The 17,601-nt window shown below is 72.5% G+C and carries 14 protein-coding genes; 11 read left to right on the top strand and 3 right to left on the bottom strand.

Going from position 1 to position 17,601, the window contains the following annotated elements; all coding sequences use genetic code 11:
• Positions 1-365: 365 nt before the first annotated feature.
• Positions 366-1,316 carry an NADP-dependent oxidoreductase gene (locus BJY18_RS10745; protein ID WP_184779840.1) on the bottom strand — a complete coding sequence of 317 codons (951 nt, stop codon included), beginning with the start codon at positions 1,314-1,316 and terminating at the stop codon, positions 366-368.
• A 111-nt stretch (positions 1,317-1,427) separates the two neighbouring features.
• On the opposite strand from BJY18_RS10745, the gene BJY18_RS10740 reads away from it, so the two are divergent.
• A complete protein-coding gene (locus BJY18_RS10740) occupies positions 1,428-3,326 on the top strand; it encodes an intein-containing Rv2578c family radical SAM protein (RefSeq protein ID WP_184779839.1) in 1,899 nt (632 codons plus the stop codon).
• Between the two features lie 904 nt (positions 3,327-4,230).
• Here BJY18_RS10740 and BJY18_RS10735 read toward each other — a convergent pair.
• A complete protein-coding gene (locus BJY18_RS10735) occupies positions 4,231-4,716 on the bottom strand; it encodes a MarR family winged helix-turn-helix transcriptional regulator (protein WP_184779838.1) in 486 nt (161 codons plus the stop codon).
• 96 nt (positions 4,717-4,812) lie between these two features.
• On the opposite strand from BJY18_RS10735, the gene BJY18_RS10730 reads away from it, so the two are divergent.
• The 5 genes from BJY18_RS10730 (at position 4,813) to BJY18_RS10710 (ending at position 12,281) form a co-directional block, all read left to right on the top strand.
• On the top strand, positions 4,813-5,778 hold the full coding sequence (locus BJY18_RS10730; protein WP_184779837.1) for an NADP-dependent oxidoreductase: 966 nt from the start codon (positions 4,813-4,815) through the stop codon (positions 5,776-5,778).
• Positions 5,779-6,671: 893 nt separating this feature from the next.
• Positions 6,672-8,444: an aspartate--tRNA ligase gene (gene aspS, locus BJY18_RS10725; RefSeq protein WP_184779836.1), complete on the top strand. Its 1,773-nt coding sequence runs from the start codon at positions 6,672-6,674 to the stop codon at positions 8,442-8,444.
• Positions 8,444-9,385, top strand: a complete 942-nt coding sequence (locus BJY18_RS10720; protein WP_184779835.1) for a DUF389 domain-containing protein — start codon at positions 8,444-8,446, stop codon at positions 9,383-9,385. The genes aspS and BJY18_RS10720 overlap by 1 nt, the downstream gene beginning before the upstream one ends.
• Before the next feature lie 79 nt (positions 9,386-9,464).
• Positions 9,465-10,652, top strand: a complete 1,188-nt coding sequence (locus tag BJY18_RS10715) for a phosphotransferase (protein ID WP_184779834.1) — start codon at positions 9,465-9,467, stop codon at positions 10,650-10,652.
• A gap of 837 nt (positions 10,653-11,489) precedes the next feature.
• Complete coding sequence (locus BJY18_RS10710) at positions 11,490-12,281, top strand: SGNH/GDSL hydrolase family protein (RefSeq protein WP_246459694.1); 792 nt, start codon at positions 11,490-11,492, stop codon at positions 12,279-12,281.
• Here the strand turns inward: BJY18_RS10710 and BJY18_RS10705 are convergent.
• The gene (locus BJY18_RS10705) at positions 12,247-13,002 is read right to left on the bottom strand and encodes a metallophosphoesterase family protein (protein WP_184779833.1); all 756 of its coding nucleotides are present in this window, start codon (positions 13,000-13,002) and stop codon (positions 12,247-12,249) included. The genes BJY18_RS10710 and BJY18_RS10705 overlap by 35 nt on opposite strands.
• 230 nt (positions 13,003-13,232) lie before the next feature.
• On the opposite strand from BJY18_RS10705, the gene BJY18_RS10700 reads away from it, so the two are divergent.
• The 5 genes from BJY18_RS10700 to BJY18_RS10680 all read left to right on the top strand — a co-directional run bounded on the left by BJY18_RS10700 (position 13,233) and on the right by BJY18_RS10680 (position 17,553).
• Positions 13,233-14,630: a replication-associated recombination protein A gene (locus tag BJY18_RS10700; RefSeq protein WP_184779832.1), complete on the top strand. Its 1,398-nt coding sequence runs from the start codon at positions 13,233-13,235 to the stop codon at positions 14,628-14,630.
• Between the two features lie 349 nt (positions 14,631-14,979).
• Positions 14,980-15,531, top strand: a complete 552-nt coding sequence (locus BJY18_RS10695; RefSeq protein WP_184779831.1) for a cupin domain-containing protein — start codon at positions 14,980-14,982, stop codon at positions 15,529-15,531.
• A gap of 18 nt (positions 15,532-15,549) precedes the next feature.
• Positions 15,550-16,407: an NAD(P)-dependent oxidoreductase gene (locus tag BJY18_RS10690; RefSeq protein ID WP_184779830.1), complete on the top strand. Its 858-nt coding sequence runs from the start codon at positions 15,550-15,552 to the stop codon at positions 16,405-16,407.
• A 451-nt stretch (positions 16,408-16,858) separates the two neighbouring features.
• On the top strand, positions 16,859-17,251 hold the full coding sequence (locus BJY18_RS10685) for a DUF948 domain-containing protein (protein WP_184779829.1): 393 nt from the start codon (positions 16,859-16,861) through the stop codon (positions 17,249-17,251).
• Entirely contained in the window at positions 17,248-17,553 is a 306-nt protein-coding gene (locus BJY18_RS10680) for a hypothetical protein (RefSeq protein ID WP_184779828.1), read from the top strand. Before BJY18_RS10685 ends, BJY18_RS10680 begins: the two co-directional genes overlap by 4 nt.
• The last annotated feature ends 48 nt before the right edge of the window (positions 17,554-17,601 follow it).

Genomic DNA, 17,601 nt, shown 5'->3' with positions numbered 1-17,601 from the left:
GCTGAGATCCGTGGCTGCTGCCCGGTTCCGGCTGAGGCCTGCACCCGCGACCTGTCCCGGCTGGAGCCCGTGCCCGCGACCGGCCCCGGCTGAGGCCCGCGCCGCGACCGGCCCCGGCTGAGGCCCGCGCCGCGACCGGCCCCGGCTGGAGCCCGCGCCGCGACCGGCCCCGGCTGAGGCCCGCGCCGCGACCGGCCCCCGCTGGGGTCCCTGCCTGCGACCGGCCTCGGCTGAAACCCGTGCCCGCAGCCCAGCCCAGCTGCGGACCCGTGCCCCCTACCGATCCCGTCCAACCCCGGCCCGGCGAATCCGGCAGCCCCGGCGACTCCTTCCGGCCCCAGTGGACTCGCCGAGGCCAGAAGGCCCTACCAGGCGGTGAAGTCCAGCACCAGGCGGCCACGTACCCCGCCTTCGGCCAGCCGCCGGTGTGCCTCGGCGGCCTGGCCCGCGGGCAGCACGTCGGCCACCCGCAGCGTCAGCTCGCCCGCCTCGACCTGCTCCCGGAGGCGGAGCAGCCGGTCATGGTCGGTGGCCACCTCGTTGACCCAGACCGGATGCACCCGGATCCCGCGGCCGGCCGGCCCCGCCCAGCCGCGGATGACGGCGATGCCACCCGAATCCCGGATCGCCGGGACGACCAGTTCGTGCAGCATCGCCCCGTCGAGCACGCCGTCCACCCCATCGGGTGCCAGGGCACGGAACCGGTCGGCGACGTCGTCCCCTCGCGCCACCACCTCGTCCGCGCCCAGCCCAGCCACCAGCTGCGTGTCAGCCGGCCCGGCATCGGCCAGCACTCGCAGCCCGTCGCTCATGGCCAGCTGCACCGCGTATCCGCCGAATGCCCCGGCCGCTCCGGTGACCGCGACCGTGCCCCCGGCGGGCACAGACAGCAGATCCAGCGCCAGACGGGCGGTGAGGGCGTTCATCAGCAACGTCGAGGCAGCCGGGAAGTCCGCCGTCGACGGCCTCGGCACCACCGAGTCCGCGGGCACCACGATCGACTCGGCGTAGGCGCCGCCACGGGGACCGTAGGGCCGGACGATCGCGATCACCGCGTCGCCCGGCCGGAGCGTGGTGCCGGTGCCCGGGCCGATCGCATCGACCACGCCCGCGGCGTCCATCCCCGGCACGTACGGCCCCGAGCGGCCTTCGAACCGCGCTTTCAGGGCGCCGGACCGAAACAGCGTGTCGGTGGGGTTGACCGATGCGGCGTGCACCCGGATGCGCACTTCTCCCTTGCCCGGCACCGGTTCCGGCAGCTCGAACACCCGCAGCACTTCCGGACCGCCGAACTCGGTCAGGCCGATCGCCCGCACCGCTCTCACCTCCTCGTACGAAGATCATCGGACCGAGTATCACGGTACTACCGATACGTTCATTCGAACAGGTGTTTGACTCACGCCTAGAACATGTGTTCGAATGTTCGGGTGCGATGGGAGCAGTTGCGTGCGGGGGAGGGAGAGCCGGTCCTTCCCGGGCTCGGCGCGTTCGGTGAGGCAGTGCGGTCGGTGCGCGCGCCGGAGTTCGGCGGGATCACGTTCCACGAGGTCCGCGCCCGGTCGGTGCTGAACCGGGTGCCGGACGCGTCGATGGTGCCGTTCCGGTGGTCGGTCAACCCGTACCGCGGCTGTTCGCACGCGTGCACCTACTGTCTCGAGGGCGACACGCCGGTGCTGATGGCCGACGGCCGGACGAGGCCGATCGCCGAGCTGCGCGAGGGGGACCGGATCCTCGGCACGCGGGGCCACGGGGTGGCGCGCCGGCTGGTGCCCACCGAGGTGCTGGCGCAGTGGAGCACGGTTCGGGAGGCCTACCGGGTCACGCTCGAGGACGGTACCCGGCTCGTCGCCGGCCCGGACCACCGGTTCCTCAGCGCGCGCGGCTGGAAGTACGTCACCGGCAGCAGGCTCGGCACCGCTCAGCGGCCGCATCTGGAGCCGGGGGTGGAGCTGGTCGGCGCCGGCCGGTTCGCGCGCACGCCGGACGACACACTCGGCTACCGGGCCGGGTACCTGTGCGGGATGTTGCGCTCCGGCGGGTTCGCCGCGGAGCCGGACGCGGCCGCGCGAGCGCTGGGGTACCTGCCGGACTTCGGATCGTCGGTGGGGTTCATGCGGATCCCGCGGGCGCCGGACGCGCACTGGGCGCGGGGATTCCTGGCCGGGCTTTTCGATCTGTCCGGCGGGTACCGGCGCGGCACGCTGACGCTGGCCCACGAAGAGACCGAGGTGGTGGACACGCTGTTCGCCGCGCTCGACCGGTTCTCCTTCGCCTACGACACGGTCGGCCACCGCCGGCACCCCGGCCGCCGGCAGGCGCGGCTCACCGGCGGGACCGGCGAGGTGCTGCGCTTTGTGCACCTGACCGATCCGGCGGTGGAGTGGAAGCGGTCGCTGGAGGGCACTGTCATCGGTTCGGTGCGCCGTCGCGTCGCCGCTGTCGAGCCGATGGGACTGGAGCTGCCGCTGTACGACATCACCACCGGCACCGGTGATTTCGTGGCCGACGGCGTGGTCTCGCACAACTGCTTCGCCCGCAACACCCACACCTATCTCGACTTCGACGCCGGGCGGGATTTCGACACCCAGGTCGTGGTCAAGGTGAACGCGCCGGAGGTGCTGACCGCCCAGCTGAAGCATCCCGGCTGGCGCCGGGAACCCGTGGCGATGGGCACGAACACCGACCCGTACCAGCGGGCCGAGGGCCGGTACCGGCTGATGCCCGGCATCGTGCGTGCGCTGGCCGGTTCCGGCACCCCGCTGTCGATCCTGACCAAGGGCACCGTGCTGAGCCGCGACCTGCCGTTGCTGGGCTCGGCGGGGGAGGACGTCCCCGTGCGGCTGGCGGTGTCGCTGGCCGTGCTCGACCGCGAGCTGCAGCGCAGGCTGGAGCCGGGCACGCCGAGTCCCCGAGCGCGGCTCGACCTGGTGTGCAAAGCCGCGGCGGCGGGGCTGCCGTGCTCGGTGATGGTCGCGCCGGTGCTGCCGTACCTGACCGATTCGGCCGAAGCCCTCGACGCGCTGTTCGCCGAACTCGCCGAGGCCGGAGCGACCAGCGCGACGGTGTTGCCGCTGCACCTGCGCCCGGGCGCGCGGGAGTGGTTCGCGTCCTGGCTGGCCCGCACCTATCCGGCGTTGGTGCCGAAATACCGGCGCCTGTACGCCCGGGGTAGCTATGTCGACCCCGGGTACCGCGAACGCCTGGCCGCCCGGGCAGGCCCCCTGCTGCGCCGCCACGGCCTGGCACCCCGCACCGCGCACGAACACCGCGAACCGGAACCGGAAACACCCGAACCACACAAGCCCGCCCAACTACGGCTGCTCTGACCGCGCAGCCGACCGGCCCCCGCGGAAGCCCACCGCGGGCGGTCGTGCAGTGGAGAGTTCATCGTGGGTGGCCGAGTCCCGTGGAGAGTCCGTCGTGGGTGGGCCGTTTCGGTGGAGAGTCCACTGTGGGCGGCCGTTCCGGTGGAGAGTTCGTCGCGGGTTGCCGAGTCCGGTGGAAAGCTCATCGCGGGTGGCCATCGTGGGTGCCCGTTTCGGCGGGAAGTCCTTGGCGGGTGGTTGTTCCGGCGGAAATTCCACCGCGGGCGGCCATTGCGGTGGAGAGTCCGTCGTGGGTGGCAGTTTCGGTGGGAGGCCCGTCGCGGGTGGCAGAGTCCGGCGGAAAGTCCATTGCAAGCGCTCATTCCGGCGAAAATCCACCGCTGGACGTCGAGCCTCGGCTGTACGCACAGCCGGAACTCGCGGCTGCCTTCCGGCGGCCGGGCCCTCGCTCTTCCGGCCCGGGCAGTCGTCAGGGCTCGGTCGGCTCGGGGCACCTGATCCGGCTGGCCAAGCTCGGGATGCGTACGTCTGCCTTTGAGGATTGCTGCGGGTGGCCGGCTTCGCCGGGACGCGTTTCGGTGCGGGCAGCTGTTTTTCGGCGGCCGCGCTCTCACTGATCAGTCCGGGTCGACCGCCCCGGGTCGGTCGGTCGCGGGGCAATCGACCCGCCTGGCCAGTCCCGCCAATGCGCAGCTCACTCCGACGTTGCGCTCGCACTCCGACGACGACCGCAGACAGCCAGCTGCACCGTGCGCTGGCTTCCGAGCTGCCGCCTGGCCGGGCGCGGGGCACTGCACATTCAAGAAATCTCCGGAAGCGTTGCCGGGGCGTCAGCATGCACGCCTCAGGGCGACCTGCGTGGTGACGTCCGGGTCGGTGCGTGGCTCGGGAGACCCCGGTGCTGTCACGGGTGTTTGTCGGAAGCGTCGAGCAAGGTGCGAAGTGTTCGTTGCAGGGCAGCGCGTTCGGCTTGGTCGAGGGGGGCCAGCAGCTCGTCCTCGATCTCGGCGCTCGAGGAGCGCAGCTCGGCAGCGACCCGTTTGCCGTCGGCGGCGAGTTCCAGGACCCGGCGGCGCCGGTCGGCGGGGTCCACCGTGCGGGTCAGCAGGCCCTGCCCGACCGAGGTCTCGATGATCGGCACGGCGTTGCGCGGATCGATCCCGACCAGCTCGGCCAGCCGCTGCTGGCCGAGCGGCCCGATCTCGTCCAGCGCCAGCAGGAGCTTGAACTGACTGGAGGTCAGCTCGAGCCGGGCAAGCATGCCGGTCCACCGGTGCAGGACGAGTTTCCCGGCCCCGGCGAGCAGCCACGAGACGGTCCCCTGGAATTCGAGAGCGCCGGGGTTGCTCGGTCCGGCCGCGCGGTCGTCGGCGTCCGTTTCCGCGTTCACGGTGACCAGCCTAGCGGGACCCCGGTTCAGCATGGTAAACATGAGTCATGTCTCAACATGAGTCATGACTAATTGGCCGATTTCAGGAGATGGACGATGAAGGCAGTGCGCTTCGATCACTACGGCGACGTCGACGTGCTTGACGTGCGCGAGGTCGACGATCCGGTGGCCGCGGCCGGGCAGGTGGTGGTCCGGGTCCGGGCGGCCGCGGTCAACCCCGGGGACGGGTACGTGCGGGAGGGTCTCGCCGAAGAAGCGTGGGCGCTGCGGGCGCGGTTGTCCGGGCGGGATTCGGACGTGCCGCAGTGGTCCATGACGTTCCCGGTCGGTCAGGGGATGGAGCTGGCCGGGGAAATCGCCGCCGTCGGCGACGGTGTCGAGGGATGGCACCTCGGCGACCACGTGCTCGGCGGGTCCGCGTCGCGCACGAGCCACGCCGAACTCGCCGCGGTGCCTGCCGATCACCTCGTGGCGAAGCCCGCGGCGTTGAGCTGGGAGGTCGCCGGCTCGATGTTCGTCGCGCCGATGGCCGCGCTCGCCAGCATCGAAGCCGTGTCCCCCGGCCCCGGCGAAACGGTCGTGGTTTCCGGCGCCGCCGGCGCGGTCGGGCTCGTGGCGGTCCAGCTCGCCCGCCGCAGCGGCGCTGCCGTCATCGGCCTGACCCGCGAGACCAATCACGCCTGGATGCGCGAGCACGGCGTCACCCCCGTCACCTACGGGGACGGCCAGGCGGCCAGGATCCGTTCGGCGGCAGGCAACCGGATCGACGCGTTCATCGACACCTACGGCGCCGGCTACGTCGACCTCGCGCACGAATTGGGCGTCCCCGCGCAACGCATCAACACCGTCGTCGACTTCCAGGCCGGGCTCGACGGCCGCGCCGGCATCGCGGGCACCAACGACGCCGGTGGAGCGGCCGGTCTCCAGCGCCTGACCGACCTCGTCGCCGCGGGCGAGCTGGACATCCCGGTCGCCGCCACCTACCCGCTCACCGACGTCCGAGAAGCCTGCCGGCGCCTCGCCGAACGGCGAACCCGGGGAAAGATCGTCCTGCTCCCTTGACCCTGGCACTGGCCCTGGCCGTCGAGCAGCCGAAATACCGGCACGCAGGACGCCCGGAGTACCTGAAGCACCGGAAACGACCGAAGCAACCCGGCGCAACCGAAGCAACCCGGCGCACCTGTACGACCGGAGCAACCGAAACGACCGGTTACCGGGAGCAACAGAGCAATCGGCTCAGCGGAAATACCCGGGCTAGCGACGGCAACCGCGATAGCGCTGCCGACCGGCACGACCGGCCCGGTGGCACCGCCTGGTGTGACCGGCCCGGTCGTACGGCCCGGTGTGACTGGCCCGGTGGGTGTCGGTTGGTATGACCGGGCCAGTGCTGTCGGTGGGTGTGACCGGCCCGGTGGCACCGGCCGGCGCGACCGGCCCGGTGGCACCGACCAACGCGGCTCGCCCGGGTCGTGCCGGTGTGGCCGGCCCGGTGGCACCCGCCGGCGCGACCGGCCCGGTGGTGCCGGTTGGTGTAACCGCCCGGTGGTGCGGATTGACGCGACTGGCCCGGTGGCACCGACCAACGCGGCTCGCCCGGGTCGTGCCGGTGTGGCCGGCCCGGTGGCACCGACCAACAACGTGACCGGCCCGGTACCGCCGACCGACGCGACTGGCCCGCTGGCAGCGACCAGCGTGACCGGCCCGGTGGCACCGAGCCGCACGACCGGGCCGGTGGCACCGGCCCGCACGACCGGTCCGATACCACCGGCCGGCGCGACTGGCCCGCTGGCAGCGACCAGCATGACCGGCCCGGTGCTGCCGACCGGTGCGCGGCCCGCCGGGAGTCAAACCTGGTGGCGGGGCCCGGGGGTGGGTTCGTTAGCCTCTGTGTTCGGCGAAAACCGTGTTCGGCGAATCCCGCCGACGACCCCGTGGGCTTAAGGAGAGCAGTCGCAGTGCTCCGCACTCATGAAGCCGGCACCCTGCGTGCCGGGCAGGCCGGTCAGACCGTCACCCTCACCGGCTGGGTGGCTCGGCGGCGCGATCACGGCGGGGTCATCTTCATCGATCTCCGGGACGCCAGCGGCGTTGCCCAGGTCGTGTTCCGCGAGGGCGAGATGGCCGAGCGCGCGCACGCGCTGCGGTCCGAGTTCTGCGTGCGGGTCACCGGCGAGGTCGCGCAGCGGCCCGAGGGCAACGCCAACCCCGAGATCCCCACCGGCGACATCGAGGTGCTCGCCACCGACCTGGAAGTGCTGTCGGAGGCCGCGCCGCTGCCGTTTCCGATCGACGACCGGGTCGACGTCGGCGAGGAGGTCCGGCTCCGCCACCGCTACCTCGACCTGCGCCGCAGCGGGCCGGCGGCGGCGATCCGGCTGCGCAGCGAGGTCAGCCGCGCGGCCCGCGACGTGCTGTACGACCAGGGCTTCGTCGAGGTCGAGACGCCGACGCTGACCCGTTCCACCCCCGAAGGCGCGCGCGACTTCCTCGTCCCGGCCCGGCTCAAGCCCGGTTCCTGGTACGCGCTGCCGCAGTCGCCGCAGCTGTTCAAGCAGCTGCTCATGGTCGGCGGCCTGGAACGCTACTTCCAAATCGCCCGCTGCTACCGCGACGAGGACTTCCGCGCCGACCGGCAGCCGGAGTTCACCCAGCTCGACATCGAGATGAGCTTCGTCGAGCAGGACGACGTGATCGCGGTCGGCGAGGCCGTCGCCAAGGCGCTGTGGCGGCTGATCGGGCACGAGATCGCCACCCCGATCCCGCGGATCACCTACCGCGAGTCGATGGCGAAGTACGGTTCGGACAAGCCGGATCTGCGCTTCGACCTCGAGATCACCGAGATGACGGAGTTCTTCTCCGACACCCCGTTCCGCGTCTTCCAGGCGCCTTACGTCGGCGCGGTCGTGATGGCAGGCGGCGCGGATCAGCCGCGGCGGCAGCTCGACGCGTGGCAGGAGTGGGCCAAGCAGCGCGGGGCCCGGGGCCTGGCCTACGTCCTGGTCGGCGAGGACGGCACGCTCGGCGGCCCGGTCGCGAAGAACCTGTCCGAGACCGAGCGTGCGAACGTCGCCGCCGCGGCCGGCGCGAAGCCGGGCGACTGCATCTTCTTCGCCGCCGGCAAGACGTCCGCCGCGCAGCCGCTGCTCGGCGCCGCGCGCGACGAGATCGGACGGCGGCTCGGCCTGATCGACGAGGACGCCTGGTCGTTCGTCTGGGTCGTGGACGCGCCGCTGTTCGCGCCGGTCGAGGACATCGGTGACGACGTGGCGGTCGGCTCCGGCAAGTGGACCGCGGTGCACCACGCGTTCACCTCGCCCACCCCGGAGTGGATCGACACGTTCGAGCAGGACCCCGGCAACGCGCTCGCCTACGCCTACGACCTCGTCTGCAACGGCAACGAAATCGGCGGCGGCTCGATCCGTATCCACCGCGAGGACGTGCAGAAGCGCGTCTTCGCGGTGATGGGTCTCGGCGAGGAGGAGGCGCAGGAGAAGTTCGGCTTCCTGCTCGACGCCTTCCAGTTCGGCGCCCCGCCGCACGGCGGTATCGCTCTGGGCTGGGACCGTATCGTGATGCTGCTGGCGCGCGCGGAATCACTGCGTGACGTGATCGCGTTCCCGAAGACCGGGGGTGGCTACGACCCGCTCACCGCCGCGCCCGCGCCGATCACCGCCCTGCAGCGCAAGGAGGCCGGGATCGACGCGAAACCGGCGGCGCCGGCGAAGTAGTGCTGCACTTGCGGGCGGTGTGCCCACCGGAGCGCACCGCCGAAGCGGTGGACTTGCTGCGGGAACATCCCGGCACCGCGCACCTGATCGTGCACCGGGGTGTGGCCGTGACACCGGAGGGCGACCTGGTCGAGGCCGACGTGGCGCGCGAGGCCGCCGACGAGATCGTCGACGCGCTGTGCGGCCTCGGTCTCGACCATTCCGGCGGGATCACCATGGAAGCGCTGGACACGGCGCTGTCCGACGCGGCCGACGCCGCGGAGGAATCCGCGCCGGGTGAGGCGGCGGACGCCGTGGTGTGGCAGGAACTGCTCGGCCGGACGGGGGAGGAATCCCGCTGGAACGCGACGTTCCAGGCTTTCCTCGTGATCGCCTGTCTGCTCGCCGCGGTCGGGGTGCTCACCGATTCCCCGGTCACCGTGGTCGGCGCGATGGTGGTGGGCCCGGAGTTCGGCCCGCTCGCCGCGATCGCGATGGGCCTCGTGCTGCGCCGGTGGGATCTGGTGCGCCGGGCCGGGCTCGCCCTGGTCGCCGGGTTCCCGGTGGCGATGGCGTGCACCCTGGCCGGGGTGCTGCTCGGCACTGCGGCCGGGATCTTCGAACCGGACGTGATCGTGCGCAACCACGAGGTCGACTTCGTCTACCAGGTCGGCCCGGCGTCGTTCGTGGTGGCACTGCTCGCGGGTGCGGCCGGGATGCTCGCGATGACCTCGGCGAAATCGGCCGCGCTGGTGGGCGTGTTCATCTCGGTGACCACTGTGCCCGCGGCCGGATACGTCGTGGTCGCGGCGGTCGCCGGGCGCTGGGACCGGGCCGGGTTCTCGCTGCTCCAGCTGCTGGTGAACCTGGCGGGGATCGTGCTCGCGGCGGCCATTGTGCTGATCCTTCGCCGGCGCAAGCAACGTTCCGGCGTCCTGTTACGTCCGCTTTCGCGAGGGTGAAGAAGGACGCGGTGCCTCGCGTTCTCCTGCCCGCGAGCTGGTGGTCATGGTCGCGCAGTCACGAGTAGGGTCGGTGCCAATGAAAGTCGACACCTCTTCCGCCGGGGACGCCGGAGTGCGGGCGGGAGCCGGGGAGTCCGCCGTCGCCGCGGCGGTCGCGGCGGGTGAGGCGGTGCTTTCCCGCCGGTTCGGGAGCGCGATCACGCTCGTGCATCCGGAAGACCTCGAAGGCAGCGGGCCCGCCACGGTGGTGCGTGCCCGCGTGGTGTCGTCGTCCTTCGCGTTGCCGCGCACGCTCGTGGTCAAGCACTATCCGGATCCGCCGGTACCGGGCCGGGGCGACCGGTTCGCCCAGGAGGCGGTCAGCTATCAGCTGTTCACCGCGCTCGCGCCGGACGAGCGGATGTGCCCGGAACTGCTCGCCCACGACGGCCGCGACCGGGTGCTGGTGATCGAGGACCTGGGTCGCGCGCCGACCTTGCAGGACAAGCTCGCCGCGCGTGACTCCCGAGCCGCCGAACGTGCCCTGCTGTCCTGGGCACGCTCGCTCGGCCGGCTGCACGCCAGCACGGCCAGCCGCGAGGCCGACTTCAACGCGCTGCTGCGCCGGCTCGGCGGGCCCGGCCGGATCGAGGAGTCCGACCTCGCGGCACAGGCCGCGGAGGTCCCGCCGATGCTGGCGGGCCTGCTGGGGGTCTCGGTGCCCGAAGCCGTGCTCGAGCGCGTCGCCACGGCGGTGAGCCAGGCGCGGTCGGCGGCGTTCCGCGCGTTCAGCCCGGTGGAGCTGAGTCCGGACAACAATCTGGTCACCGGATCCGGGGTGCGGTTTCTCGACTTCGAACGCGGCCGGGTCCGCACCGCGCTGGTCGACGCGGCGTACCTGCGGCTGCCGTTCGCCTTCTGCTCCGACGCGCTGGCCCTGCCCGCCGGGATGAGCGAGGCGATGATCGCGGCGTGGCGCGCCGAGGTGGTCTCGGTGTGGCCGTCCTTCGCCGACGACGCCGAGCTGGCCGAGCTGCTGACCGTCAGTGAGCTGCTGCTGGTCTGGCAGATCACCCGCGTGACGCTGCCGCGGCTCGACCTGCGCCGCCACGCGGCCCCGGTGAGCCGGGAAGCCGCACTGGTGACGTGGTGGCGGAACCTGGCCAAGCACGCCGGCTACGCACGCCACACCGACGTCGCCGAGCACGCCACCCGGGTGGCCGCCGCGCTGGGCGCCCGCCTGGGCCCGCACGCCGACCTGGCTTTCTACCCCGCGTTCCGGTAACTGTCGGTACTCCGCGTCACCGCGGTGGCCGCCGTTCCTACCACGGTCGATGAGGGGCCCCTCGTGGCCGAGGTTGGTGGGGTCCACTTGAGGGAATCGGCGGCTCCCGGGTCCGTGAAAGGGGGCTTCACGGACGTAACGGTCGTCTCGCGGTGAGAGGAACCGGAAGTTCCCGGCCCCGTCCATACCGCGTTACCTGGCCATCACCGGGGGTGAGTCTCGGTGTCCGATGGTCTGGGGGTGACCGTGATCAGCGTCGGACTCACCCCCGCCCCTGCTCCCGAGCCCTCGTCCGACATCAGCGACCAGCCTTCGGCTTCGTCTTCCGAAATCCGCGAGCAGCCTTCGGCGTCGCCGTCGGGGGTCGGTGAGCAGGTTCCCGCGTCGCCGGTTGGAGTCCGCGAGCAGGTTTCCGCGTCGCCGCCGGGGGTCGGTGATCGGCTGTCGGCGTCGCCGTCCGAGGTGGTCGGCCGGCTTTCGGCGTTCCCGTCGGGAATCCGCGAGCAGCCTTCGGCGTCGCCGCCTGAAGTTGGCGACCGGCTTTCGGTGTCGTCGTCCGAGATGCGCGAGCAATCTTCCGCCTCGCCGTCTGGGGTCGTCGGCCGGCTGTCGACGTCGCCGTTTGAAGTCGGCGACCGGGTTTCCGCGTCGCCGCCTGAAGTTGGCGACCGGCTTTCGGTGTCGTCGTCCGAGATGCGCGAGCAATCTTCCGCCTCGCCGTCTGGGGTCGTCGGCCGGCTGTCGACGTCGCCGTTTGAAGTCGGCGACCAGGTTTCCGCGTCGCCGCCTGGGGGCGGCGGTCGGCTTGCCGCGTCGTCGTCCGGAGTCCGTGACCGGCTGCCCGCAGCGGTGGCTGAGCTTCGCCGCGCGGTGAGGCTGGTGGTGCTGGGCGATTCGACGGCTGTCGGTCTCGGGGATCCGTTGCCGCGGCGTGGGGGATGGCGTGGGGTGGGGCCGTTCGTGGCGGACGCGCTCGGCGTCGGGGACGACGGGTACCTCAACCCCTCGTTCGCCGGCGCGCGGATGCGCTGCGTGCGCACCGAGCAGTTGCCGCGCGCGCTCGCGCATCGGCCGGACGTCGCGTTGCTCGTGGTCGGCATGAACGACACGCTGCGCCCGGACTTCGACGCCGACCGCGTCGCGGCCGATCTCACCGAGGTCGTCCGCGCGCTGGCCGCCGCCGGAACCACCGTGCTTCCGGTGCGGTTTCACGACCACAGCAAGGTTTTCCGCCTGCCACCCGCGCTGAAGCGGGCGTTGAGCGCGCGGGTCGCGGAACTCAACGGCGCGATCGACCGCGTGGTCGAGACGGAGGACATCGCATGCCTGGACCTCGACGCCCTGCCCGGTGCTTACGACCTGACCGCGTGGAGCGTCGACCGGCTGCATCCCTCGGAACTCGGCCATCGCATGCTGGCGCTGGGCTTCACCTCCCTGCTCACCGAAGCCGGCTTCGCGGTACCCCGGCCGGTGAGCCTGACGTGTTCGGGCGGGGTGGAGCCGAGCGCGGCGGGACACCTCGGCTGGCTGGTGGCCAAGGGGGTGCCGTGGTTGTGGCGGCGCGGACGCGAGTTCCTGCCGTACGCCGCGGTGATCATGTGGCGCTCGTTCCGCGGGCGAGGGGACTGAAAACCCGCAGCACCTCGACGTCCGACGCCGGATTCCGGACGAATTCATCCGCCCACACACTGATTCCGGGATACCCGGACGTGTTCTCCAGCTCCCGGCAGGCGGCTTCCGCGTCGTACTCGGTGCGCCGCAGCTGGACGCCAGGGCCGAGCAGGGCCCAGTGTGCACCCGTTGTGCCGTAAGGCATCCCCACACTTCCCGGGTTGACGATCCGGCGCCGGTCCGCCAGCCGGACGAACGGCATGTGGGTGTGCCCGCACACCACGGTTTCCGCGGTGCTTCCGGCGAGCACCTCCGCCCACCGCGCGGGCGGACTGTCCACAAGCACCACTTCCTCGTCGTCGCGCGGCGTGGCGTGGCAGAACAGCACCTCGCCCAGCCCGGTCACCTCGATCGTCAGCGAAAGCGGCAGGCCGGCCAGCAATGCGAGCTGGTCCGGACGGAGGTCTCCGGCCGCCCACGGCGCGATCGGGTCGGCGATCGTGGTGCCGCCACCGGCCGCGAGCGTGACCAGCTCGCGGTCGGCGTTGCCGCGCAACCACTTCGCCCGGTCGCCCAGCCCGGCGAGCCGGTCGAGGGTCCGGCGCGGCAGTGGCCCGGCGGCGTGATCACCGCACAGCACGACGACCTCGGCCGCCGCCACATCGGGCTCGGCCAGCACCGCCTCGAGCGCGGGCAGCATGCCGTGGACGTCGGAGAGCACCGCTACCGAGGACACCATCACCCCAGTGTGCCCGCCCGCACCCCGCAGCCGAGGCGTGTTCGCCGACGGCGCACAAGCAGCGTCAACAGCAGCACCCGGACTCCATCTCGTCGACCCGCCAGCGCAGATGGACAGTGGTGCGCGACGCCCGCGAAGGCGTGGGCGCAGGAACAGCCCGTCCCGCGCCCACGCGGGTGACCCGGGCCGGGGGAGCGGGAATGTCGGGGTGGTCGGATACCGTCGTCGGCGTGGCACAGGACGAACTCTTCACGGTGAACCCCGACCTGGGACCGCCGCCGGAGCCCGCCGGGGCAGGTGGCGCCGGATCGGGGAGCGCCGGTTCGGGGCTGCAGGCCGCACCGGCCAGCTCCCCGCTCGCGGTGCGGATGCGCCCGCGCACCCTCGACGAGGTGGTGGGCCAGCAGCACCTGCTGCGTGAGGGCGCCCCGCTGCGCCGGCTCGTGGAGGGGGCGGCGCCCGCGTCGGTGCTGCTCTACGGCCCGCCCGGGACGGGCAAGACCACGCTCGCGAACCTGGTGTCCGTCGCCACCGGGCGCCGGTTCGTCGCGATGTCCGCGCTCTCGGCCGGGGTGAAGGAAGTGCGCGGGGTGATCGAGGAGGCTCGACGGCGGCGGCAGTACAACACCGAGAACACCGTGCTGTTCATCGACGAGGTGCACCGGTTCTCCAAGACCCAGCAGGACGCGCTGCTGGGCGCGGTCGAGGACCGCACCGTGCTGCTGGTGGCCGCGACGACCGAGAACCCGTCGTTCTCGGTGGTTTCCCCGTTGCTGTCCCGTTCGCTGGTGCTGCAGCTGCGTTCGCTCACCGACGACGACATCGTGGCGCTGCTCGAGCGCGCGCGGACCGACGAGCGCGGGCTGGCCGGCGAACTCACGCTCACCGAAGAAGCACTGGCGCACCTGGTGCGGCTGGCGGGCGGTGACGCGCGGCGAGCGCTCACGGCGCTGGAAGCGGCGGCCGACGCCGCGGCGGCCACCGAGCACAAGACCATCGACCTGGCCACCGTCGAGTCCACTGTGGACAAGGCGGCGGTGCGGTACGACCGCGACGGCGACCAGCACTACGACGTGATCAGCGCGTTCATCAAGTCGATCCGTGGTTCGGACGTGGACGCCGCGCTGCACTACCTGGCGCGGATGATCGAGGCGGGGGAGGACCCGCGGTTCCTGGCGCGGCGGCTGGTCGTGCACGCGAGCGAGGACGTCGGCCTCGCCGACCCCACCGCACTGCAGGCGGCGGTGGCCGCGGCGCACGCGGTGCAGTTCATCGGCATGCCGGAGGGCCGGCTCGCGCTCGCCCAGGCCACCATCCACCTGGCCACCGCGCCGAAGTCCAACGCGGTGGTCACGGCCATCGACTCGGCGCTGGCCGACGTACGATCCGGTGCCATCGGCACCGTCCCGCCGCACCTGCGCGACGGGCACTACGCGGGCGCGCAGAAGCTCGGCAACGCGCAGGGCTACCGCTACCCGCACAACGTCCCGGAAGGCGTGCTCACCCAGCAGTACCCCCCGGACGAACTCGTCGGACGCGACTACTACGAGCCCACCCAGCGCGGCGGCGAACGCCCGCTGGCCGACCGAGTACCCCGGCTGCGCCGCACGATCCGGGGCGAACGCTGACGCCCTCCCGGCCGCCCGAGCCGCCCGAGCCGCTCGGCTCGTGGTTGGGTGAGTGGACCGGTGGCTGGGTGAGTGGACCGGTGGCTGGGTGAGTGGACCGGTGGCCTGCGTAGGCCGACCCACGGCTGGGTGAGGCAACTCGCTGCCTGCGTGGGCCGACCAGGGCGGCGTGAGCCGACCCGCTTGCCGTGTGGAGTCCGCCCGTGCGAGCCGCACCCGCCTGCCGCACGAGCCGGCACCCCGGCCCGGGCGACGGGCCGTGAACCGCGCCACTTTCTTCCCGTCGGCGTGCGGAAGGGGAATGCCCGGCCGCCACGTGGGTTGGTCCTTTGCGACGGAGGGGGTGGCGATGACGCTGCTGACGGTGTGGCCGGACGATCAGCCCGGGCACGTGCTGCTGCGTACCGAGGACACCGCGACGATCACGGCCGAGCTCGGCCGGGCGGGCGCCGGGTTCGTCCGCTGGCCGCTCGCCGGCCTGGCGTCCGGCGCGGGGGAGGCCGAGGTGCTGGCGCACTTCCGGGACCGCATCGACGCCCGTACCGCGGGGCCGGGCTACCACGCCGTGGAGCTGCTGGTGGCCGAGACGGGACCGGTCGAGCGCACCTCGAACGGCGACGAAGACCGGTTCTTCGTCAGCGGCTCCGCGGTCTGGTACCTGCGCGCCGGCCGCCAGGTGCTCGCGCTGCTGTGCGAACCCGGCGACCTGCTGACCATCCCGGCGCACACCCGGCACTGGCACGACGGCGGACCGCGGCCCGATCACGTCACGATCCGGGTCCGGCACCCGGCCGCGGCCGCTCCGGCGCGGTTCCCGGAGCCGGTGGTGCCGGCGGACTTCCCCGGTTTCGGCGCCCTGGTCGCCGAACGGCGAACCTCCTGGCCTGCGCTCAGCCACTGACCGGCTCATCATGACGGCATGAGCACCGTCGCATTTCTCGGCACCGGCATCATGGGCCGCCCGATGGCCGGCCACCTCGTGCGCGCGGGCCTCGACGTCCGCGCCTGGAATCGCACCGCGGCCAAGGCCGAACCCCTCGCCGCGGAGGGTGCGACCGTCGCCGCGTCCCCGCGCGAGGCCGCCGACGGCGCGGACGTCCTGGTCACCATGCTGGCCGACGGACCGGTGGTCGCCGAGGCGTTCGACGCGGCCGCGCCCGCGCCGGGCACGTTGTGGCTGCAGACCAGCACTGTCGGCACCGAATGGGTGAGCAGACTCGCCGAGACCGCCGCCGACGCCGAGGTGCCGTTCGTCGACTGCCCGGTGATGGGCACGAAAGTGCCCGCCGAGCAGGCGCAGCTGCAGATCCTCGCCGCCGGCCCGGACGACGTGCACGAGCGTGCCGAACCGGTGTTCGGCGCGATCGGCTCGCGTACGCGCTGGCTCGGCACCGAACCCGGTACGGCGACCCGGCTGAAGCTGGTGATGAACGCCTGGGTCCTCGCGCTCACCAACGCGACCGGTGAAAGCCTCGCGCTGGCCAAGGCACTGGGAGTCGACCCGCAGCTGTTCTTCGACGTCATGGAGGGCACCGCGTTCGACGTCGGCTATGCGCGGATGAAGGGTCCGCTCATGCTGTCCGGCGACTACCCGGCCAGCTTCCCGACCTCGCTCGCGGCGAAGGACGCGGCGCTGGTCGTGGAAGCCGCGGGAGAAGCCGCCGACGTCTCGGGCGTCGGCGCGGCGCTCGCGCACCTGCGTGCCGCGGCCGAGGCCGGCCATGGCGAGGACGACATGGCCGCGCTGTACGAGGCGATCGTCAGGGACGGCCGCTGAGCAGCCCGGCGATCGGGTCCACGCTGATGCCCGTTGGTGAGGGCGTGCTCCAGCAACTGCGTGCGCTCGAACGTCCGCCCGCCGCAGTCCCGTCCGGCGAAAACCGCGGCGACGAGGGTGAAATGCGCGAAGAAGCCCGGACCGGGTGGCTGCTACGCGGCCCGCCGCCGGGCGACCTCGGGCGCAGCGTGGTCACAGTCCACGCCGGACAGCCCGGTGAGCACTTCGGGCCACCGCGCCGCCCGGTCCGCCGAGCACCCGGGCCGGCGGCCGGCGCTCGCTGCTGCCGGTCATTCCCCGTGCCCACCAGCGCCGGTGCGACGGTCGCGAACGGTTTTCCACCGAGGTGGCTGCGCTGCGTGACCACAGCGGCGGGGCGCGCCCTGCGAACGGCGGGCCAGGCGGTAACCTCACTGACACACCGGAAACCCGCACCACCCGAGGAGGGCCCGTGTCGGCAGGGCAGATCGCCGCGCTGATCGCCGCAGGTGCTTTCGTGCTGCTGGTCGTGCTGCTCGCGATCCCGCTGCTCAAACTGGGCCGCACGCTGGACGAGGCCACCATCGCGATCCGCAAGGCACACGAGAACAGCGATCCGCTGCTGATCGGCGCCAACGAGACCATCACGCACGTGAACACCCAGCTCGAGCGCGTCGACGGGATCACCTCGAACGCGCAGGCCGTGAGCGGCAACGTCTCGGCGCTCTCGTCGGTGTTCACCGCGACGCTGGGCGGGCCGCTGGTGAAGACGGCCGCGCTGTCCTACGGGGTCAGCAAGGCGATCCGCGCGCGCCGCAAGCGCCAGGAGACCAAGGCGGAGCGCCCCGGCCGGAGGAAGAAGTGAAGCGCCTCTTCTGGCTCGGGGTCGGCGTCGTCGCCGGGGTCGCGCTCAGCCGCAAGGCCTCCGAAGCCGCTCGTCAGGCCACGCCGGCGGGGTTAGCATCGAATGTGGGCGACGCCGTGCGGGAACTCGCCGGCGCCGTCGGTTCGTTCGGCGCCGAGGTGCGCGCCGGGATGAGCGAACGGGAACAGGAGCTGCACGACATGGTCGAGGAACGCACCGGGTTCACCGCACCGCCCGCGGGTGGCGCGGGCCGGCACGCCGCCCAGCGCCCCGTCCGGCGAGCTCGCCGGGCGGAGGGCTGAGCCGCTTCCGCACGCCCTCCGCCGTCGCCGACCCCGTTCTTCCGTTTT

This window comes from Amycolatopsis jiangsuensis (assembly GCF_014204865.1).
Classification (GTDB): Bacteria; Actinomycetota; Actinomycetes; order Mycobacteriales; family Pseudonocardiaceae; genus Amycolatopsis; species Amycolatopsis jiangsuensis.
This window is presented reverse-complemented; position numbering and strand designations above follow the sequence as displayed.

What these genes read in the sequence shown, in the direction of transcription:
- BJY18_RS10690 (WP_184779830.1), top strand. Translation starts at nt 15,550, where the DNA reads ATGAGCACCGTCGCATTTCTCGGCACCGGCATCATGGGCCGCCCGATG.
- BJY18_RS10715 (WP_184779834.1), top strand. Translation starts at nt 9,465, where the DNA reads ATGAAAGTCGACACCTCTTCCGCCGGGGACGCCGGAGTGCGGGCGGGA.
- BJY18_RS10705 (WP_184779833.1), bottom strand. Translation starts at nt 13,002, where the DNA reads ATGGTGTCCTCGGTAGCGGTGCTCTCCGACGTCCACGGCATGCTGCCC.
- BJY18_RS10695 (WP_184779831.1), top strand. Translation starts at nt 14,980, where the DNA reads ATGACGCTGCTGACGGTGTGGCCGGACGATCAGCCCGGGCACGTGCTG.
- BJY18_RS10730 (WP_184779837.1), top strand. Translation starts at nt 4,813, where the DNA reads ATGAAGGCAGTGCGCTTCGATCACTACGGCGACGTCGACGTGCTTGAC.